10 protein-coding genes are annotated in these 17,719 nt (G+C 70.6%); 2 read left to right on the top strand and 8 right to left on the bottom strand.

Translation table 11 applies throughout. From position 1 onward, the window contains the following. Nucleotides 1–624 precede the first annotated feature (624 nt). The 3 genes from M6G08_RS35780 to M6G08_RS35770 all read right to left on the bottom strand — a co-directional run bounded on the left by M6G08_RS35780 (nt 625) and on the right by M6G08_RS35770 (nt 3,161). Nucleotides 625–1,479 (bottom strand): DMT family transporter, encoded by an 855-nt coding sequence (locus M6G08_RS35780; RefSeq protein ID WP_272591557.1) that lies wholly within the window; start codon nt 1,477–1,479, stop codon nt 625–627. 186 nt (nt 1,480–1,665) lie between these two features. Then, nucleotides 1,666–2,340 (bottom strand): hypothetical protein, encoded by a 675-nt coding sequence (locus M6G08_RS35775; protein WP_272591556.1) that lies wholly within the window; start codon nt 2,338–2,340, stop codon nt 1,666–1,668. Nucleotides 2,341–2,348: 8 nt separating this feature from the next. After that, the gene (locus tag M6G08_RS35770) at nt 2,349–3,161 is read right to left on the bottom strand and encodes a class I SAM-dependent methyltransferase (protein ID WP_272591555.1); all 813 of its coding nucleotides are present in this window, start codon (nt 3,159–3,161) and stop codon (nt 2,349–2,351) included. Nucleotides 3,162–3,514: 353 nt separating this feature from the next. Between M6G08_RS35770 and M6G08_RS35765 the strand changes: the two genes are divergently transcribed. Continuing rightward, entirely contained in the window at nt 3,515–3,772 is a 258-nt protein-coding gene (locus tag M6G08_RS35765; protein WP_272591554.1) for a hypothetical protein, read from the top strand. 186 nt (nt 3,773–3,958) lie between these two features. Further along, nucleotides 3,959–4,804, top strand: a complete 846-nt coding sequence (locus M6G08_RS35760) for a hypothetical protein (RefSeq protein WP_272591553.1) — start codon at nt 3,959–3,961, stop codon at nt 4,802–4,804. A gap of 953 nt (nt 4,805–5,757) precedes the next feature. Here the strand turns inward: M6G08_RS35760 and M6G08_RS35755 are convergent. From M6G08_RS35755 to M6G08_RS35735, 5 genes are all read right to left on the bottom strand, one after another. After that, nucleotides 5,758–7,803, bottom strand: a complete 2,046-nt coding sequence (locus M6G08_RS35755) for a serine/threonine-protein kinase (protein ID WP_443049032.1) — start codon at nt 7,801–7,803, stop codon at nt 5,758–5,760. 199 nt (nt 7,804–8,002) lie between these two features. Then, complete coding sequence (locus M6G08_RS35750) at nt 8,003–11,560, bottom strand: HelD family protein (protein WP_272591552.1); 3,558 nt, start codon at nt 11,558–11,560, stop codon at nt 8,003–8,005. Nucleotides 11,561–11,669: 109 nt separating this feature from the next. Further along, complete coding sequence (locus tag M6G08_RS35745; RefSeq protein ID WP_272591551.1) at nt 11,670–12,086, bottom strand: hypothetical protein; 417 nt, start codon at nt 12,084–12,086, stop codon at nt 11,670–11,672. Further along, complete coding sequence (locus M6G08_RS35740) at nt 12,086–14,545, bottom strand: AAA family ATPase (RefSeq protein WP_272591550.1); 2,460 nt, start codon at nt 14,543–14,545, stop codon at nt 12,086–12,088. Before M6G08_RS35740 ends, M6G08_RS35745 begins: the two co-directional genes overlap by 1 nt. A gap of 1,405 nt (nt 14,546–15,950) precedes the next feature. Beyond that, nucleotides 15,951–17,714 carry a tetratricopeptide repeat protein gene (locus M6G08_RS35735; protein WP_272591549.1) on the bottom strand — a complete coding sequence of 588 codons (1,764 nt, stop codon included), beginning with the start codon at nt 17,712–17,714 and terminating at the stop codon, nt 15,951–15,953. Nucleotides 17,715–17,719 lie beyond the last annotated feature (5 nt).

Raw genomic sequence — 17,719 nt, 5'->3', positions numbered from 1 at the left:
AGTTCGAGGCAGTCGTTCGACGTCGCGGCGCGGTGTGCCGACAGATGTCTGTCACTCGTCCGCAGGCTCCGCGGGAGTGTCGAGGTGTCTGTCCAGAAAGGCGTTGATGAACTCCAGTCCGAAAACGTGTGTGCTCCGAGAGACATCGGAGGGCGACTCGCCGAACCACAGGACAGTCTCCGGGCTGTGTTTGGCCTCATCGAGCCACATGCGAAGCCTGCCGAGTCGTCCTCCGCTCAGCCGGATGACAGCCTAATGCACACGTTCACGCTCCGCGCCTGCATAGAGATCAAGGACTGACAGGACGTTCGCGGCTTCGGCATCCGGAAACGTGGCGTCGCAAAGCTGACGGATTGCTGGTGACACAGCCACGTCCAACATCCTGCCGACCCCTCTCGGGTTCGGCAACGGCCAGGATCAGGCGAGGTTGAACTACAAGCTCAGCGCCGACGCCGCCCCGGTCCCGCATGACGGACTACCGGCTTCGTGACTGTCCCAGGTCAGCGTCCACCGCTGACTCCGTCGACCGGTCCCCGTGGAACGCCGGGCCGCGGTCGGCAGAGCGGCGGCGTCGCGGAGGCAGGTCGGGCTCAGTACGTGGTGCGAGTCGGCCTGCCGCAGCCGTCAGCTGGAGAGGACGAGGGCGGCCCCCAGTAGGGAGATTGCTGCCGAGAGTACTTTGCGTCGCCAACCGCTCGTCTCGCCGAGCAGGACGATGCCGATCAGGACGTAGATGAACGCGGAACTCTGGTAGACGGGCAAAATGACACCCACAGGTCCTTCCGTCATGGCGACCACCAGGCCGTAATAGCCGGCTGCACCGGCTGTTCCGGCGAGGACGGCCGGCAGCAGGACGGGCCGGAGGGCGGCGGTGCTGGTGCCCTTGTTGAGGGCGAAGCCGGTCAGGGTGGTACCTGCGAAGCCGAGGAAGAGGATGACCGCAGGGTCGAACCAGGCGGTCAGTGCCTTGTCGGTGGTCAGGGCCAGTGTGATGGCGACTGTCGATGCCGCCGCGTAGGCCAGGCCTTTGCGGTTGAGCTGTTCACGCGGCAGTTGTGTGAGCGGTATGTAGGCGACGAGAAGGACGGCCAGTCCGATGGCGTGCGTCGCACTGACCGTCTCGCCGAAGAACACGACCCCGAAGAAAGCCGCCAGGATGAGCCGGAGCCGACTGATCGTCGCCGCGACGGACAGTTCGAGGAGCGCGGAACTGCGGAAGGCGCTGACGGAGTAGATGCTCCAGCAAGTGATGGCGGCGAGGACAAGGAGCAGAACCTCGCCGCTGGGGACGCCGGCGGGGTGGCCGGGGCGGAGCAGGGCGAGAGCGGCGAAGGGGACGGTGAGCAGGGTGCTGGTGAGTTGGTAGACGAGGAGGAACTCGTCCGCCCGGTCGCCGTGCCGGCGAAGCGTCGCGCGCGTGACTGTGCGGTCGGCCGTGTTGAGGACGATCGCGACGACCAGAGGTACGAGGTAGGGCATGATGCCTGGGCCTTTCGTGTGGAGCAGGCCGGAACAGCCAGGGGGCCTGGTGCCGTGGAGCGCTGGGCGGCGGAGTGGGGCAATGAGCGGCCGGCGACGCTGGGGAGGGCCGCCCGTGACCGAGGCCTCACGGCGGACAGGCACGGCGCCAAGACCCGCGAGCGTGCCTGATCCGCCCGAGCGGCCCTAGCTTCCGGCGGAGGTGAGCCCGGCACGGGCGCGTTGGTACGACAGGGAGTCGAGGCCCATTGCCAGGGCCTGGCGGACGGTGGGGTCATGACCAGTCAGGCGTGCTTCGAGTCGGTGGCGGATCTCGTCCATGCAGTCAATGCGGATGCGTGCCGCCTCTCGCGGGCTCCGCGCGGGGCCGTGGCCGGTGAAGGTGAACTTGAACGTGCGGGCGAGCTGCTTGCTCGACGCGAACGTGTCATGGGCGGCACACATGGCGGAGATCGTCCGCCGGAAGGTGCCGTCGCGCGAGACGCCGGCGAGGGCCGGTCCTGCGTCGGTGAGGTAGTCGGCGTAGCCGTCGTAGACCGCGTCGGGCGCGAGTCCGAGCGCAACGAGGTGGACGAAGGCAACGGCGTTGAGTGACTTGACCCATTCGTGCTGAAGCTCGTCGTGGTCGATCGGGCCCCGCTCGGGTATGCCGAAGCGCCGGTGCAGCCGGTGGACGGTGTCTGCCGATTCCTTGAGTTGCCCCGGGCCGAGGCGGGTGGCGAGCAGCGCGGTCAGCGGAACTGCGGGCTGTGTCTTCGCAGCGGAGTCGACGATGGCGCAGCTGAGCGGGCCGCGGAGCTGTGGCCACAGTGCGCCGGCCCTCATGTAGGCGCGGAAGACCTCGGGATGGATCGTGAGCATGGATGCCGTCAGCCCGCTGTTCCCGTCATCGCGTGAGCCCGCGCCGGCCGCCAGGCGACGGCTTTGCGAGCGGACATCGACCAGGCGACGTGCGTGACGACGATGTCGCCGTCCGGGAAGGTGGCCGACAGTTTCTCGCGCATGCCGTCTTCGAGTACGCGCCTTTGCGCGGTGTCGAGGCCCGCTCCGCCACTCGAGCTGGTCCGGATGCGGCCTACCCAGTCGTCCAGCGTGTACCGCTGCTCGAACCGACGTTCGTGCGTGCGGATCGAGGTGAAGCCGAGTTCGGCCGCCACCGGCGCCAGGCGGTCGTGGCTGCCCGTCCCGCCGTGGTCCGCCCAGTCGGGATTCACCTCGCGGATCACCTCCTCGGTGATGCGCGCGGCGGAGCCGGGCAGCGGGAGCCAGTCGTACGTGGTCACCAGAAGGACCCCGCCGGGCTTGAGGATGCGGCGGCACTCGGTGAACGCCCGACGCCCGTCGAACAGATGCCAACTCTGCGAGGCGGTGACGATGTCGACCGAGGCGCGGACCAGACCGGTGCCGGTTGCGGAACCGACCCGGAAGTCGACCTCCGCCCGCCGCCTGGCCGCGGACTTCCGTGCCTGTTCCAGCATTCGCGGCGAGTGGTCGAGGCCGGTCACACGGTAGCCGTGCTCGGCGAGCACGAACGCCATGACGCCCGTCCCCGTGCCCAGATCTACGGCAGTGCGTCCACCACCGTCGTCCAGTGAGTGCTTCGAAAGAGCTTCCGCGCGCAGCGTTTCGAATGACGGTCGATACTTGTCATATATCGTTGCAAATCGGTCGAAGTTGGCCATAGTGATTCTGCCCCCACCTCGCTACTTCAACAAAACGTTGAAAGTGTAGAGGGGTTCATCTGCTCTTCAGTCAGGCGGGGTTGACGGTGAGTCAGCATCGGTGTGCACGGCGCGCAGGCCCAGAGGCGGTCCGGGGTCGCGCAGCGGCGGGGGCCGTAACCCATCGCGTAGTGATCTTGGGGGCCGAAGAGGTCCCGCAGGGCCTCGAGGGAGCAGGGTCACGGCGAAGCGGATGTTGCGTTCCCGACCGCGGTCGTCGAAGACCGGCGCGTCCAGCGGGGGTTCTACGACTTCACCTCGCGTGCCGCGAAGCGGCATCGCAGCAAGCTGCGGGATCCGACGGGCCGGCACGAGTGCACGAAGACCGACCGGTCGAGCTCGTCTCGCACCTGGTGGACGTGATCCGGCACGACGAGCGCCGTGAGGGGCAGGTGCGGGCCGAACTGCTGCGGCAGATACGCGCGGACCCGACCGAGCCGCCGACCGCAGCCCAGGTCAACGCGATCACCCGGTCCGCGCTGCACCGCCTGCTTGGCGACGTGCTCGACCGCGTCCGGCGGCGGACCTTGTGTGGCGGTCTAGTCGCAGATAACAGCAAGAAGCGGGAGTGATCTCCACGGGGCCAGGGCCCCCGCTTCCCGGTCGCCGGGGGGTCGTACAAGGACCGTATCGGGCCTGATCGGGCCGTCTTGGTCCGACACGGACCGAAACGAGACCTGCAGTCGGCTGGGGAAGGAGTGTTCCATGCTTCTTGCTGTTATCCAGCATGACGAGACTGGGTTCCGTACCCTGTCGGCATGCCGAACCCGCGCACCGCCGATGCCCTCGCAGCGATCGGCACCTTCACGAGGGCCCAGCAGGACGCCGGGTACGCCCACGAGACCGTCCGCCTGCGCGGGCTTCTCCTCACCGAGTACCTGGAGCACGTCCTCGACAAGGAGAAGAGCACGCGTCTCACCGCCGAAGAGCTGGTCCAGCCCGAGCACGCCGGCTCGTGGCTCGACGCGGCCGACGCCGGCGAGACCCGACGCCGCAACACCCTCACCGGCCCGAACGCCGCCGCCGCGTCCGACTCCCAGCGCGCCCGCATCCAGACGTACAACGCCTTCGTCGACCACCTCGCCCTCCCTCACCTGCACCGGCCCTACCCGGCCTCCGGCTACGCCGACCGCCTCGAGCCCGAGCAGGCCCACACACTGCTGCGCACCCTCGCCGTACGGCGCCCCACCGGCGCCAACGCCGCCACCGCCGTCCGCACCGCCGCGGTGGCCGCCCTCGTCGCCGCCACCGGCCGCACCGTGCCCCAGCTTCACAGACTCGACGTCACCGACGTCGACCTGGAACGCCGCCCCGTCCCCGTCGTGACCGTCGCCGACTCCGACCACCCCCTCGACAAACACACCGCGGAGATCCTGCGCCGCTGGCTCGACGTCCGTGCCGGCATCACCGCAGCCCTGGAAGGCAGTGACCCCGGATACCTCTGGATCCCCACGAAGCCCGGCCGCGAACGCGCCGGCGTCCAACCGCCCAAGCCCGGCCTGACCCGAGCCGCCGTACGCACCCTGCACGCCGCACACCGCAACCTCGTCCTCCAGGTCGTCGGCGTCCCCCTGCGCCCGTACGCGCTCCTCCCCCGCCCCTGACGCCGCCACCGCCGCACCCGTGACGGAGCCGTTCGCCGACGCATACCCAGGCCGGACTACAGCGGCCGGCGCACGTGACGGCCGCGACCCGGGCAACGTCAAGCAGGAAACGGGAACCGTGCGGCGCCGACGACACCGTGAACGAGGCCACAAGCGCCACCGCAGACCGGACAAGTCGTGCTCTCAGCGGGACGCCTGGTGTCCGGAAAAGTTACCGAGGTTGCAAGGTGAACTTGGCTGCACAACCGGCAGCGGCCGTCCGCGCTCAGGTGGAGCTCGCTGGTAAACCCGCCGCGCGAGCGGCCCAGACCCTCACCTCCAGCACCGCCTCCACCAGGCGGGCGACGAGGCTCTGCCACGGTGTCTCGTCCTGGTGTTCTGCCGGTGCCGCCCCGTTGTTGCGGGGGCCGGCGGCTGGTGTGCGACATCCCGTGGGTTGCTCTGAGGGTCGCTGAGTCCACGACCCCGTGGCCAGGGGGTTCGTCTTCTCCCCGGCAGTTGTTCGCGGGCTGACGTGACTTCGGGATTCCTGAAGCGTTCTCACTGCGCCCCGGTCGCCGAGGTTGGGGCGCAGCCGAGCCGACACCTTGCAGGCCGCAGGCGGCTGTGTACCGAAATCGGCTTCCTGAGTTCTGTGACACGGTGGCACGCACGACTGCGTGCGCCGCGGCCATGGCGGCCGTGTCCCGGTCCTTGAGCACACCGACTGTCGAGGCAGCAGAGCTCGATGCGCCCGGTCATCCGGTGGATCTCGTTTTCGTGCCGCAGCTCCAGGAAGAGGAAGTACATAGTCAGGCCTGCGCGCGGGTCAGCCGGGTCGGGAGGTCGCACGGACCACGGCCATCTCTGCCGTACGTCGGCCCGGTGACACGGGCAGCCCTTGGCGAACGGAGTATCGAACGCGGCGCGGCCTGCAGCAGGGTCCTCGAACGGGCACGTCCTCCGTGCACCGCTCAGTCCGGAGTGCAGGTGCCCGAGCCGATGAATTCCGCCACTCCGCTGTTCCCCTGATAGACCGCCACCGACCAGCGGGTGTAGTTCCAGTTCACGTTTCGGTCGTACTCGGCGGCCATCTTCTGGCAGACGGTCTTGGAGACGAGTTGCTGGAACTGGCTCCTCTGGGCGCGGCCCACGAGCACATCCAGGTCGTCCGCGGCCCACACGTAGGCGGCCTTTTCAACGGGATCGAAGCCGAGGCTGATGGAGTCGTCCCTGCCGAAGGGAGTCAAGCCGTACTGCCCTTCGACGGCTCTGGTGTTCCAGGCTTTCGTGACGGCTTTGACGACGGTGTCCGCGACACGGATCTCGGCCCTGTCGCTGCTGGGAGTCGTGGCGGTCGCGATACCGGTCTCGCTTCCCTGCCACTGCCCCGCGGTCTCCGGGAGACAGCCGTCGGTCGCCTGCCCGAAGTCGAGGAAGGTCGGTTCCGTCTGGCCGTCGAAGTCCTTCCACAGGACGTAGTAGCGGCCGTACGGCCAGGTGGTGGGGGCTCCCTCGAGGCGGTGGGCGAGGGCGGTGCAGGCGGCCATCGCCCCTGCCCTGCCGAACACTTCCTTGTAGTCGTCGGTCAGTGTGGAGATCGGGCCGCCGGTGACCATCACGGTCTGGGCCCGTCTGTTGAACGTGACGGTGGGCTTCATGAAGGCCATGTCCTTCGTGGCGAGCATGGACGTCATGTCCTTCCGGATGGCCTTCTCGACGTCCTTCTCGTCCGGGCCGGCCGCGCCGGTGCTCCTCGTCCACTCGTCGTAACCGGGCTGAGCGGGGTCGTCGGCCCGCGTGTAAGCGGGATCGGGCACCCCGAGCAGCGGGTCGTTCGGGATGCCGACCGTACGGGGGTCGGCCGAAGGCCCGGTGCCGGTGCCGGTACCCGATGCGGCAGGTCCGGTGCGCGGGGCGTTCGGCTCCGCGGGCGTGGCGTGTGCGTCGGCGGCGTCGTGCGTGGGGCTCTCCGTGCCGGAGGGGAGGGCGAGGGCGCCGCCCACGATGCCGCCGACGACGACCGCGGCCGCCAGGACCGTCGCGACCGTGCGTCTTCGGGAGCGCGTGGGCGGGAGGTTCCAGGCGGGGTCGTCCAGGGGCGGCATGTCCCACTGGGCCGTCACCAGTTCGCCGACGCGGGTGGGTCCCAGTGCCGTGCCGTCTTCGAGGACCTGCGTGTCCTGCGAGGCGAGAAGCGCCACGCACTCCTCCGCCGCAGAGGCGGCGCTCATCCGGTCGGCGGGCTCCTTCGCGAGGCACGTCTCCACGATTTCCCGCAGCTTCCCGGGCATGCCGTCGAGGTCGGGCTCGCCCGACATGACGCGGAACGCGACCACGTCCGGAGCACCAGTGCCGAAGGGGAGGCGACCGGTGGCGGCGTAGGCGACCAGCGCGCCCCAGGCGAACATGTCGCCCGCGGGCCCGGCGGTGCCGGTGCGGTAGTGCTCTGGACTGATCCAGCCGGGGGTACCGGTCATGGCACCGGTTCTTGTGATGCTCGTGCCGTCGGCGGCATGGGCGATGCCGAAGTCCAGGACGCGCGGACCGGCGGGGGTGAGGACGACGTTCTGCGGCTTGACGTCCCGGTGGACGACACCCGCGGCGTGGATGGCGGCCAGCGCCTGGGCCGTGCCGGTCGCGAAGGCGTACAGGGTTCCGCCCGACAGCGGTCCGCTGTCGGCGAGGTGCTGGTTGAGGGTGGGGCCGGGGGCATAGACGGTGGCCAGCCACGGAGGGTTCGCCTCGGGCTCGGCCGCGAGCAGCGGTATGAGGCACGGGCCCTGGACCCGGCGGGAAAGGTCCACCTCGCGGCGGAACCGGGCCCGGAAGTCGGCGTCCTCGGCCTGTGCGGAGTGGATCACCTTGACCGCGACCCGAAGCCCGTCGGAGGTGAGTCCGGCGTGAACGGTTCCCATGCCGCCCGAGCCGAGTCGGCCGATGATCCGGTAAGGGCCGATACGTGAAGGGTCACCAGGGCGGATGGGCTGGATCCGCCCGCTTGGGCCGACAGTGCTCACAAGAAGTCCGTTTCGTCTTATGCACAAGTGGTTCGTCAGGCTGGGAAGGCCAGGAGGGCGAGCGCGGGCGGGGGCTGCCGGTTGTTCCCCGGCTCGCTTCCCGCGGGATTGGGGTCCGACGTGTTGTTCAGGCTCGGGAAACGGTCGGCGCGTCCCGACCCGAGCGGTGCGGGACGGGACGCGCCCGGCCAGTGGTGATTCAGGCCTGACCGGGGTCGAGGCCGAGAGCGGTTGCGGTGTCCTGTCCGCCCCAGCCCTGCGGGGTGCGCCACAGGAGGTGGACGCCGAAGACGTCGTGGACGGTGGCGGCCGACCAGTCCTCGGCGGGCGGCTCGGACAGCACCAGGTAGAGGCGGTCGGCGGCCGTCGGCAGGGTGTGGTTGATCTCGTGGAGGCGGGCCGCTCCCGAGCGGAGGTCGGGGTACGTGGACAGACCGGCGCCCAGGACCTCGTAGAGGAAGTGGCCGTGCTCGGTGGTGCAGCTGCCGTCGGCGATCGGTGAGTCGCCGTTCGGCTGCCGGTCGGCTCGCAGCAGGGCCGCCATCAGCTCGAAGCGCACCGCCTCATGGGTCTTGCAGACGCGGTCGGCCGCGGCCGCGGTCTCCAGGAACCGGAGCAGGTCCGTGCTCGGGACGGCCTTCGGTGCGGATGTCGGCGCATCGGTGCCGGTGGTTGTGCTGGGCATGGGGCGGTTCTCCTCCAGCTCCGACTGCTCGGGCTGCTGTGGTGGTGCGGACGGTTCGGTCCGGCCGGACGGGGCGGGCTCGGGGGATCGCGCGGCGGCGGGCTCGGGGTCCCGGGTTCCGTTCACCGGACGGTCGGCGGTTTTGGCCTCGAGGCGCTGTTCCAGCGTCCGCCGTGCCTCGGCCAGGGCCTCGGCCCAGCCGCTGCGCTGCAGCTCTGCCCGGAATCGCTCCAGGTCGGGGACATCCGAGGCGAGCGCGCGGTTGGTGTTCGCGGCGAGGTCCCGCAACAGGGCGAGACGGTCCCTGTCCGGGGAGCCGAGGACGCGCCATACGTCCAGCCAGTCGTGCTGGTCCAGGCGCAGGCAACGGTTGGCCATGCCCTTGAGTTCGGAGAGCCGGGCCCGGGCGTCGTTCGGGACGTTGCCGTCGGCCAGTTCCCCGACGACGGTGAGCGCGGCCACGTACCGCTCGGCCATGGTGGGCGAGATGGGCCTGCGTCCGCGTTCGTCGACGGTGACGAAGGTGACGTTGGAGGTGTGGCGCAGGACCCAGGCGTCCAGCTCCGCCCCGGTCTCGGGCGGTGTGGAGCCGTGGCGTACGGCCAGGAGCAGCGGACGGTCGGTGGCGGGTGAAACGGCCTCGACCTTGTAGTTGCCGCCGGTGGTGTGGCCGACCACGCGGACCTTGATGTCGGTGCCGATCTCGGGGGCGTTCCCCGCCGCCGAGGACGGTCCGGCCGTACTGCCGGCGACCTCGGCGGTGCCGGGGGCGGCGCTGGTGGGCGGCTGTTCCGCGGCATGCGCGGTGCCGGTGTTCGTGAGGGCCTGCGGGAGCGGTGCGGTGTGCAGGACGGTCAGGGTCTGGGTGCTGCGGGTCAGCGCGATGTACAGCTGGCGCAGGCCGGCCGGGCCGCGAGCGGCGATGGTGGCGGGTTCCACCACGAGGACGTGGTCGTACTCCATGCCCTTGGCCTGGGCGGCGGCCAGCACGGACACCGCCTCGCGTTCCTGCTGCGTGAGGCCGTCCGCCTCGTCGAGGTGGCGTGCGATCTCGCCCAGCCAGCCGGAGTCGTCGGGGACGATGACGGCCACCGAGCGCAGGGTGTGCCCGTCGCTGCTGCCGAGGAGGCGGACGGCCTGGGCGACGGTGTCGTCCAGGAGCCGCCACGGCTCGGTCAGGATGGTCCGTACGGCACCTTCGCCGGCTTCGCGCACCGCCTGCGGGTAGGGCAGCGAGGGGGCGACCGTGCGGGCCAGCGGCGCGACGAACTCCATGATCTCGGCGGGCACGCGGTAGCTGGTGGTCAGTTCGGCCACGCGCCAGTCGCCGTGGTCGGACAGCAGAGTGCCCAGTTCCTCCCAGTCGGTGTGCACGCGCGGACCGGTGGCCTGGGCGAGGTCGCCGAGGACGGTCATGGAACCGCCCCGCGCGACGCGCCGGCGCAGGGTGCGGGCCTGCATGGGGGTCAGGTCCTGGGCCTCGTCGACGACGATGTGGCCGTAGCGGCGCGGGGTCTCGCCGGTGATGAGATACCGGAGTTCCTCGAGCAGGACGAGGTCGTCCAGGGTCCACGGGTCACCGTCGGCGGTGGCGGCGCGGGGGCGGTGCAGGGCGGCCTGCTCCTCGTCGTCGAGTACGCCGGCGCCGCAGTCGCGCAGCAGGTCGGGCGAGTCGTAGAGGCTGCGCAGGGCCTCCAGGGCGCCGGGCGAGGGCCAGACCCGGTCGAGGAGGCGCTCGACCCTGCGGTTGCGTTCCAGGCTGCGGCGGATCGTGCCGTCGGCGCCGCGCCGCGGGGCGACGGCCACGAGTTCGGCCAGGAGGCGGTCGACGAGCTGGTTGCGGAAGCGGTCGCGGCGTTCGCGGTGGGCACCGTCACCGCCGCGCGCCTCGGCGAGGAGGGCGAGGACCTCGGAGCGTGGCACGCGCAGGGTGGTGCTGCCGGCGGTGACGGTGAACGCCGGCTCGTCGCCCTCGAAGGAGGGAGCGGTGAGGAGAGCGTCGAGGGCTTCGGGGCGGCACTCGCGCTCGACCCGCCGACGCAGGACGGCCGCCATGCGCTCGTCGGACTTCACCAGCCGCGCCCGCGGGGTGTCGGTGCCGAGAGCCTCGCCCTCCCACAGACGGGACAGCTGGACGGAGTTGACGTCGCGGGTGCCGAGGGTGGGCAGCACCTGGCCGACGTAGTCGAGGAACCGCTGGTGGGGGCCGATGACGAGGATGTCCGAGGCCGTGAAGTGCTCGTTGTTGACCAGCCAGGTCACGCGGTGCAGGCCGACCGCGGACTTGCCGGTGCCCGGCCCGCCCTGCACCACGAGGATGTCGGTCGGCGAACCCGTGACCAGGTCCATCTGGTCACGGCGGATCGTCTCCACGATGTCCCGCATCCGGCCGCTGCGCGAACGCTGCAGCTCGCGCAGAAGGAAATCGTCCGGCTGCAGGGGCCGTTTGCGACGCTGGATACGGGCGATGTCGGCAGGCGTGTGGGCCGGCGGACGCCCCCCGCGCTTCGCGGTGCCCGGCCGTCCGGCCGTCGGGGCGTCGTCGGCGGCGGGCCTGGGCGTGGGAACGAGGCCCGCGTCGGGGGCGGCGTCGAGGGCGGCCTCGGAAACGGTGCCGGAAAGTGCTCCGGGCACGGTGATCTCATCGGAGTAGTCCTCGACGACACTCTCCGCGCAGCGCAGCCGCCGCCGCAGAACGACGTCGCCCGGCGCCTCCTGCTGCGCCTCGAGCCACTTGGTGGCCATACCGCTGGTCCACAGCACGACGACGGTGTCGCGGGTCCGGACGTCGGAGACGGGACGCCGGCCGACGTACCAGGGGCGGGGCTCGCCGCCGGGCTCCTCCGGGGCGTCGACGCGGGCGAAGACCAGCGACTCGCCCCCGAGGTTGCCGTAGGCCGCTGCCCGCTGCTCCGCGTCCTTCTTGTTGGCGATGCCGTCCTTGCCGGTGGCCGACGCCGTGGCGGTCACTGTTCCGTTCATCTCGGACAGCCGCGCCTCGTAGCAGGCGTACGCGTGGTCCACCGCCTTCTGCTCGAGGGCGATGACGTCGTCGCGTGTGGTGGTGCTCATGTGCTTTCCCTCCCTTGCGACGCCCCGCAGGGCGCCGCTACGGGCATACGCCCGTCCCCGGCGATATGACTATCAGAGACCGGATGGTGACGAACAGTCCGGGCCCACTTCAGGAGGCCAGCTCCTCCACCAACTCCCCGACCACCATCCGCCAGACACGGACCTGGTCGTGTGCGGGACCGATCTCGTACTGGTGGTAGTGGCACCCCAGGCACAGGTGCGACCAGACGGCGCGGGTACGCCGGGCGGTCTGTTCCGCGGTGTAGTGGTGCAGGCAGAGCAGCTTGGCCCGCATGGTCGCGCGGGCAAGCCCCGGCACCGCGGCGTCGAGCACCCGGTCGACGCCGATCTCCAGGGCTGCCCGCAGGGCGGTACAGGCCCCGCGATTGCGGCCGGCGGCCGTGGTACCGGTGAGATCTCCGGCGAGCAGGAGGTCGGCCGTCAGTAGGAGGCCTTCCGCGGAGGCCGTCAGGGAGGCGGACGCGGAGGGGACGGAGGATGCGGTGAGAACGACGGGGGCGTTCATCAGGCCGCCACCTCCGGCCTGCGCACCTTCTGCGCCATGGTCTCGACGGCGTCGACGAAGCGGTGCGGGTCGGTGACCCCCGCCCCTGCGGCGTGAGCACCGTCCTGACACTGCTTGAGCAGGTCCACCGCGTGCGGCCCGCAGCGCGCAATCAGTTCCCGGTAGACGTCACCGGTCCGCCCGGCGTCACCGAACAGGGCCAGCGCCGCGACCTTCATGAGCTTGTCGGCCCCGGCGACGGCGGCCTGCAGCGCGTGCTCGGGGTCTCCGGCGCGGTGGTGCCGGATCGAGGCGGCCTCGAGGAAGGCGTTCTCCAGGGCGATACGGCAGAGACTGGGCAGGACGTGGGTCCTCGCCGCCGCCGGGAGGTCACGGCTGCCGGCGATGGCCCGGGCGTCGTCGAGCGCCTGCCGGACCGGGTCGGTGACCGGCCTGACGTTCACCCGGGACGACGTGCCCCGTTCGACCTCGAACACGGTCACCGGCAACTCCTGGCCGGCGAACGCGCGCTGGAGCCGCGTGTCGTGGGTGAACACCACGACCTGCCGGTGCTCGCCGAGCTCGTGCAGGACCCGGGCGAGCCCGTGGACCTTGGCCGGGTCCATGGACTGCACGGGGTCGTCGATGACGATGAAGCCGAACGGGCTGTCGGTGGTGGCCGCGCGGGGCAGGAACAGGGACAGGGCGAGGGAGTGCTGCTCGCCCTGGCTCATCACGCCGAGCGCCGAGGCCTCACGGCCGTCGACGGTGACGTCCATGACGAGCTTGCGGACGGTGGCCTTCTCGCTGCCCTTCAGGCTCACGGCCTTGAGGTCGATGTTGCTCTCCTGGCGGAGCTTCTCCCAGATCCGCTGCGACTGGTCGGCGAAGCCCTCCATGCGCTGCTCCCGCAGCTCGGCGGCGAGGGCCTTGAGCCAGGCGCTCGCCTTCCTCAGGTCCCTCAGCCGGTCCTTGGCCGCCTCGACGGCCCGGGCGCGCTCCGCCCAGCCCGCCAGGCGGGCGACGAGTGCGCTCCAGCGCTCGTCACGCTTCTCCAGCTCACTGGCGGCCCTCTCCCGGACGGCGGCGCAGGCGTCGGCCAGGACCACGGCGGCCTCGAGGGCGCGCCGGGCGAGTTCGGCGGGGTCGCCGATCGTGCGGCAGGCGGTCCAGGCGTTCCAGGGATCGGTCAGAGAGACGGGGACCCGCTCGGGCGTGTGGACGAGATCCTGCACCGTCCGTGCGGCCGAGCGGAGCTCATCGCGCGCGGCGGTGGCCGTCTCGGCCTCCTGCCGGAGCGTGGCGATCTGAGCGAGGGCCTCGGCGGCCCAGGCCGCGTCCAGCTTTCCGGTGGTTCCGCAGACGGGGCAGGAGTCCGCGTCGGGGTGGCGGTCGTGGTGGCCCACCGCCTGCTCGAGAAGCGCCGCGCGCTGCAGGGCGTCCTCGGCGCTGGTGCCGCGCAGGTCGTCGACGCGGGCGAGGGCCTCGCGCAGCCGGTCCACCGCCACGCCGGTCCGCTGCATGTCGGGCCCCTGGACGGCGGCCTCGAGCCGCAGCTCGGCGATCAGGCCGTCGTCGGCCCGGGCGGGCAGACCGGACACCAGCGCGTCGACGGCGGCGAAGTCAGGGGTGCCCGGAGTGTCGACGGCCAGGAGAGCCTGGACGGCACGGTCGTCGTCCTCCAGCTCGTACAGGGCGTCCTTGAGGCCGGGCAGCTCCTCCTTCACCGCCTTCGCCGCCGCCTCGAGCTCCCTGAGCTCCTGGCGGAGCCGGGACTCGGCGGCGCTGAGCCGGCCCAGGCCGAGGATGGTGGCGATGGCGTCGTACATCTGGGCCGGCTTCCCGCTGATCATGCGGTCGAGGTCGGCGTACGAGAGGAAGGGCCGGAAATTCGCCAGGGGCTGCCCCCAACCCACCTGGTCCAGGGGGACGCGGCCCTGTCCGGGCCGCCTGAGCTCACCGCGGGAATCCTCGAACTCCTCGCCCTCCCAGGTCCGGACGAGAGTGCTGCGGCCAGCGTCTCCCTCGAAAGCGAGCTTGACCTCGATCTCCGGCCCGCCGACGGTGTCGTGGAGGTTGCGCCAGTTGCGGGTGCGCGCCGCGTCCTTGCCCTCCCACCTCAGGTTCGTACCGGTGAAGGCGGTCTCGATGCCCTCGGCAATGCTGGACTTGCCGGAACCGTTGCGGCCCACGACGAGGTTCACGCCGGGCCGGGGGTTGAGGCTGAGCCAGGTACGGGGGCCGATGCCACGGAACCGAGTGACAGCGACGGACTCGAGGTAGACGCGGCCGACCGGGGAGGTCCCCTGGGTCTCGCCGTCTCCCAGCGCTTCCGCGACCAGCGTCTTCACGGGCTCGGCGAGTTCCGCTGCAGCCAGGCGGGACCGCACCAGCTCGGCCAGCGGGGCGGGCTGGCCGGTGGCGGCCGGATGGGCGGAGGTGGGGTTCGTGTGCGGGGTGGGCTGTTCTGCCTCGGTCATGGGTGCCTACCAGGGTCCGGTGCTGAAGCGGAGAAGGGTGGGACACCGGCTGAGGCCGCGGGGGGTGTGGTTCCTGCGGCGCCTGCCGACACGACGAACCATAGAAGGAGACAAGTCGCCTATTGCTGCGGAAAGTTGATAACGGGGGTTACCAATCTCCAACCCAGTTCACTACCGTGGACGCGGCTTCGGGCAGCGGACACTGTCGGAGTGCCGCCGAACCGGCCGAGACGTCGCGCTCAGTAACGGACCGCGAGATCGAGCGGGGGGAGCGCGACGTGACGACCCCCGCGCTGGAGGCCCTCATTGCGGCCCCGTTCTTCCGAGGCCATCGCAGGGCTTCGTGACCACGGCTCTTCTTCGACTGGCGAAGCACGGTCCTGGCCTTGTCGTGGTGCCCGTATCGGGTCATCACGAGTAGCACGCAGTACACGACGAAGGGCATAGAGCGGCGCATCGGCCTCGGAGCGAGCGCCGGTCTGTGATCCCGTGCCCCTCGCAGTGCTATGGGCCTGCGGCGCTTCGTGCCGCACTATGGGGCTGCAGTGAACCGCGAGTGAGGAAGGGGACTCCTGTGCCTCGTTGCAAGTCATGCCCGGACCCGCACAGGGGCAAGTGCCGCACATGCAAGGGCAGGGGCAAGGTCGATGGCTTCGCCCGAGAGAAGGACTGTGGCAAATGCGGCGGTGACGGCGTCTGTCCCACCTGCAACGGGGACGGGACCGTCTCCGTCTTCCGCTAGGCCCAGTCGGTCCTCGGCGAGATCGATCTTGAAGACGGAGGACCCCGGCGCAAGGTGATCGCCGAGTCCTCCGTCTTCTGGTGATCGGTCAGCGGCAGGATCGCCAGCGGATGAACCGGCCGCAGGGATCAATGGAACCGTGGTTGGCACTGAGATTGATCATGGCCGGGACGGCATCGTCCCGAGCCGACGGTCGGCGAATGCCTGCGTGGTGCGGGCGGCGTGGCCTTTACGCTCAGCCCTCGCTTGGGTGCTTCTGACCGGGCTTCGCGCTCCCCCCGCTTCGCGTCCGCCACGATCTCGAAGAACTTGAGCATCGGGCAGAAGCCGAGCCGGGTCGGGCCCGACTTGTCGGCCACCAAGTCCCAGTCGCCGTCCACCAGCGTCCAGCACGCCACCACGTCTTCCGGCGATCACACCCCTGCCGCACACCCCGCCCCTTTGCCATCGACCATCCAGGCATTCACCCAGTCGGCTCCACGAGGCCCCCAGCACCGGGAAACGGCGGAAGTGACCGACTTGAAGCTACCGGCGGGTTACTTGCTCCCTGGTGTCTGGGCCAGGACTCCGGGGCCTACTAGGAGCGGTCACGGCGTACGTGAGTGCCGTCAACGGACGGCCAACGAGCAACAGGTAGCTGCAGGTGATCGTGGTCGCCGGCTGTCATTCCTCATCCGGGATCGCCTGGGCACCGTCCCGCCCGGGCATCCGCACGAAGGCCGGGTTGGTCGAGATCGCTGAGGACTCCATGCGGTCGGCCTCATCGGACGCACCCTCGGCGCGCAGCACCGGGATGAGGTCGTGCAGGACCACCGCCTGGTTCCACTCGTACGCCCCACCCCGGTAGATGGCCAGTGCTGCCTCCAGGTCGCTGCGTGCTTCGTCCAGCTGACCCAGTTCGCGGTGGGCGACACCTCGCAGGTGTCTGGCCATGGCCTCCGCGTACGCGTCGCCGGCCCGCCGGGTCACCTCGATCGCCTCGGTGAGGGGCGCCAGCGCCTCGTCCGGGCGGCCCTGCTTCACGTGGAGCAGACCAATGTCTCGCTGGGTGTGGGCGTACCACATGTCGTCCCCGAGCTCCCGGAACAGGCCAAGGGCAGCCCGTGCCGATGCCCAGGCGTCGTCGAACCGTCCCATGCCGACGTACACACGGATGCGCGCATTGTCGATGCGGCCGAGCCACTGCCGCTCGCCCATCGGGCCCAGGATGTCCTCGGCCTTGTCGTAGGCCTCCAGCGCGTCCTGGCGGCGGGCGAGCAGCCGGTAGATCTTGCCCAGCGCGTACTGGCTCCGCGCTTCCCAGACCCTGTCGTTCAGGACGCCGAAGTCACGGATCGCTTGCTCCAGGAGCGGGGCGGCTTCCTCGGGCCTGCGCAGGTATCCGAGCGTCTCGGCCAGGGTGCGCCGAAGCCTCGCCTGTGCCCGCCTGTCCCCGAACCCCTCGGCCAGCCGCAGCGCCTCCCGCTGGCTCTCCTCCGCCTCCTCGGGTTGCCCGCGCCACCGCTGGAACTCGCCGAGCTTCTCCAGGGAGATCTGGACATGCCACAGGTCGTTCTCCGTGCGCAGTTCCCCGACAGCCGTGTTCATGTGGTCCAAGGCTGCCGGGTAGTCGCTCTTGGCCGCGTAGGCACGCGCGATGACCGTCCGGTCCCGTGCCGTCGGCGTGACGGCTGGATCGGGGGATCCGCCCGGGAGGAAGAGTTCCAGGGCGGCGTCCGGCAGATTGTTTCCCAGGGCGACCTCGGCGCGGCCACGACGCAGGCTCCGGATCACCCGGGTGCGCTGCTCGGACCTCTCGTCGAAGAGGTATCGGGCGGAGTCCGGGGACAGGTTCACGTCGTCGAGGAAGTAGGTCAGGGCCTCGGCGATCTCCGCTCCCTGGGGCTCCATGCCGAGGCGGCGGGCGCGGGTGATCGCCCACCGGATGCGTTCGCTCTCCTGCGCCATCCAGGAGCCGGCCGTCTCGCGATCCAGGTCTCCCGGCCGCTCGCCGGCAGCTTCGGCGTCGAGCTCGGGAGCCCGGGCTGCCGCCAGGTAGACGACGGCTTCCCGGTAGGCGGTGACCAGACGCTGCTCGGCGTTGCGGCGCTCGTCCGGGGGCAAGTCTGCGTACTGCTCCCGGGCGAAGACGCGCACCAGGTCGTGGAGGGTGTAGGAGGGCTCTGCGTCGTCGTGCCGGTGGGCCTCCATCAGGCCTACGCCCACGAGCTCGTCACACACCCCGCCCGCCATGGCCGATGTCGGCAGGATTCCCCCGACATGCCAGTCGGTCAGCGTACCCACGGGCAGGGAGGACATCAGCCCGAACGCCTGCCGTGCGCTCTCCGGCAGTTCCCGGTAGATGAGGGAGAGACATGTCTGGAGGCTGTCGTTCTCGTGGACCAGCTCGTGCAGCCGCGCCTGTTCGTTCGCGAGCCTCGCTCGCATCTGCC

This window comes from Streptomyces sp. M92, assembly GCF_028473745.1.
Taxonomy (GTDB): domain Bacteria; phylum Actinomycetota; class Actinomycetes; order Streptomycetales; family Streptomycetaceae; genus Streptomyces.
This window is presented reverse-complemented; position numbering and strand designations above follow the sequence as displayed.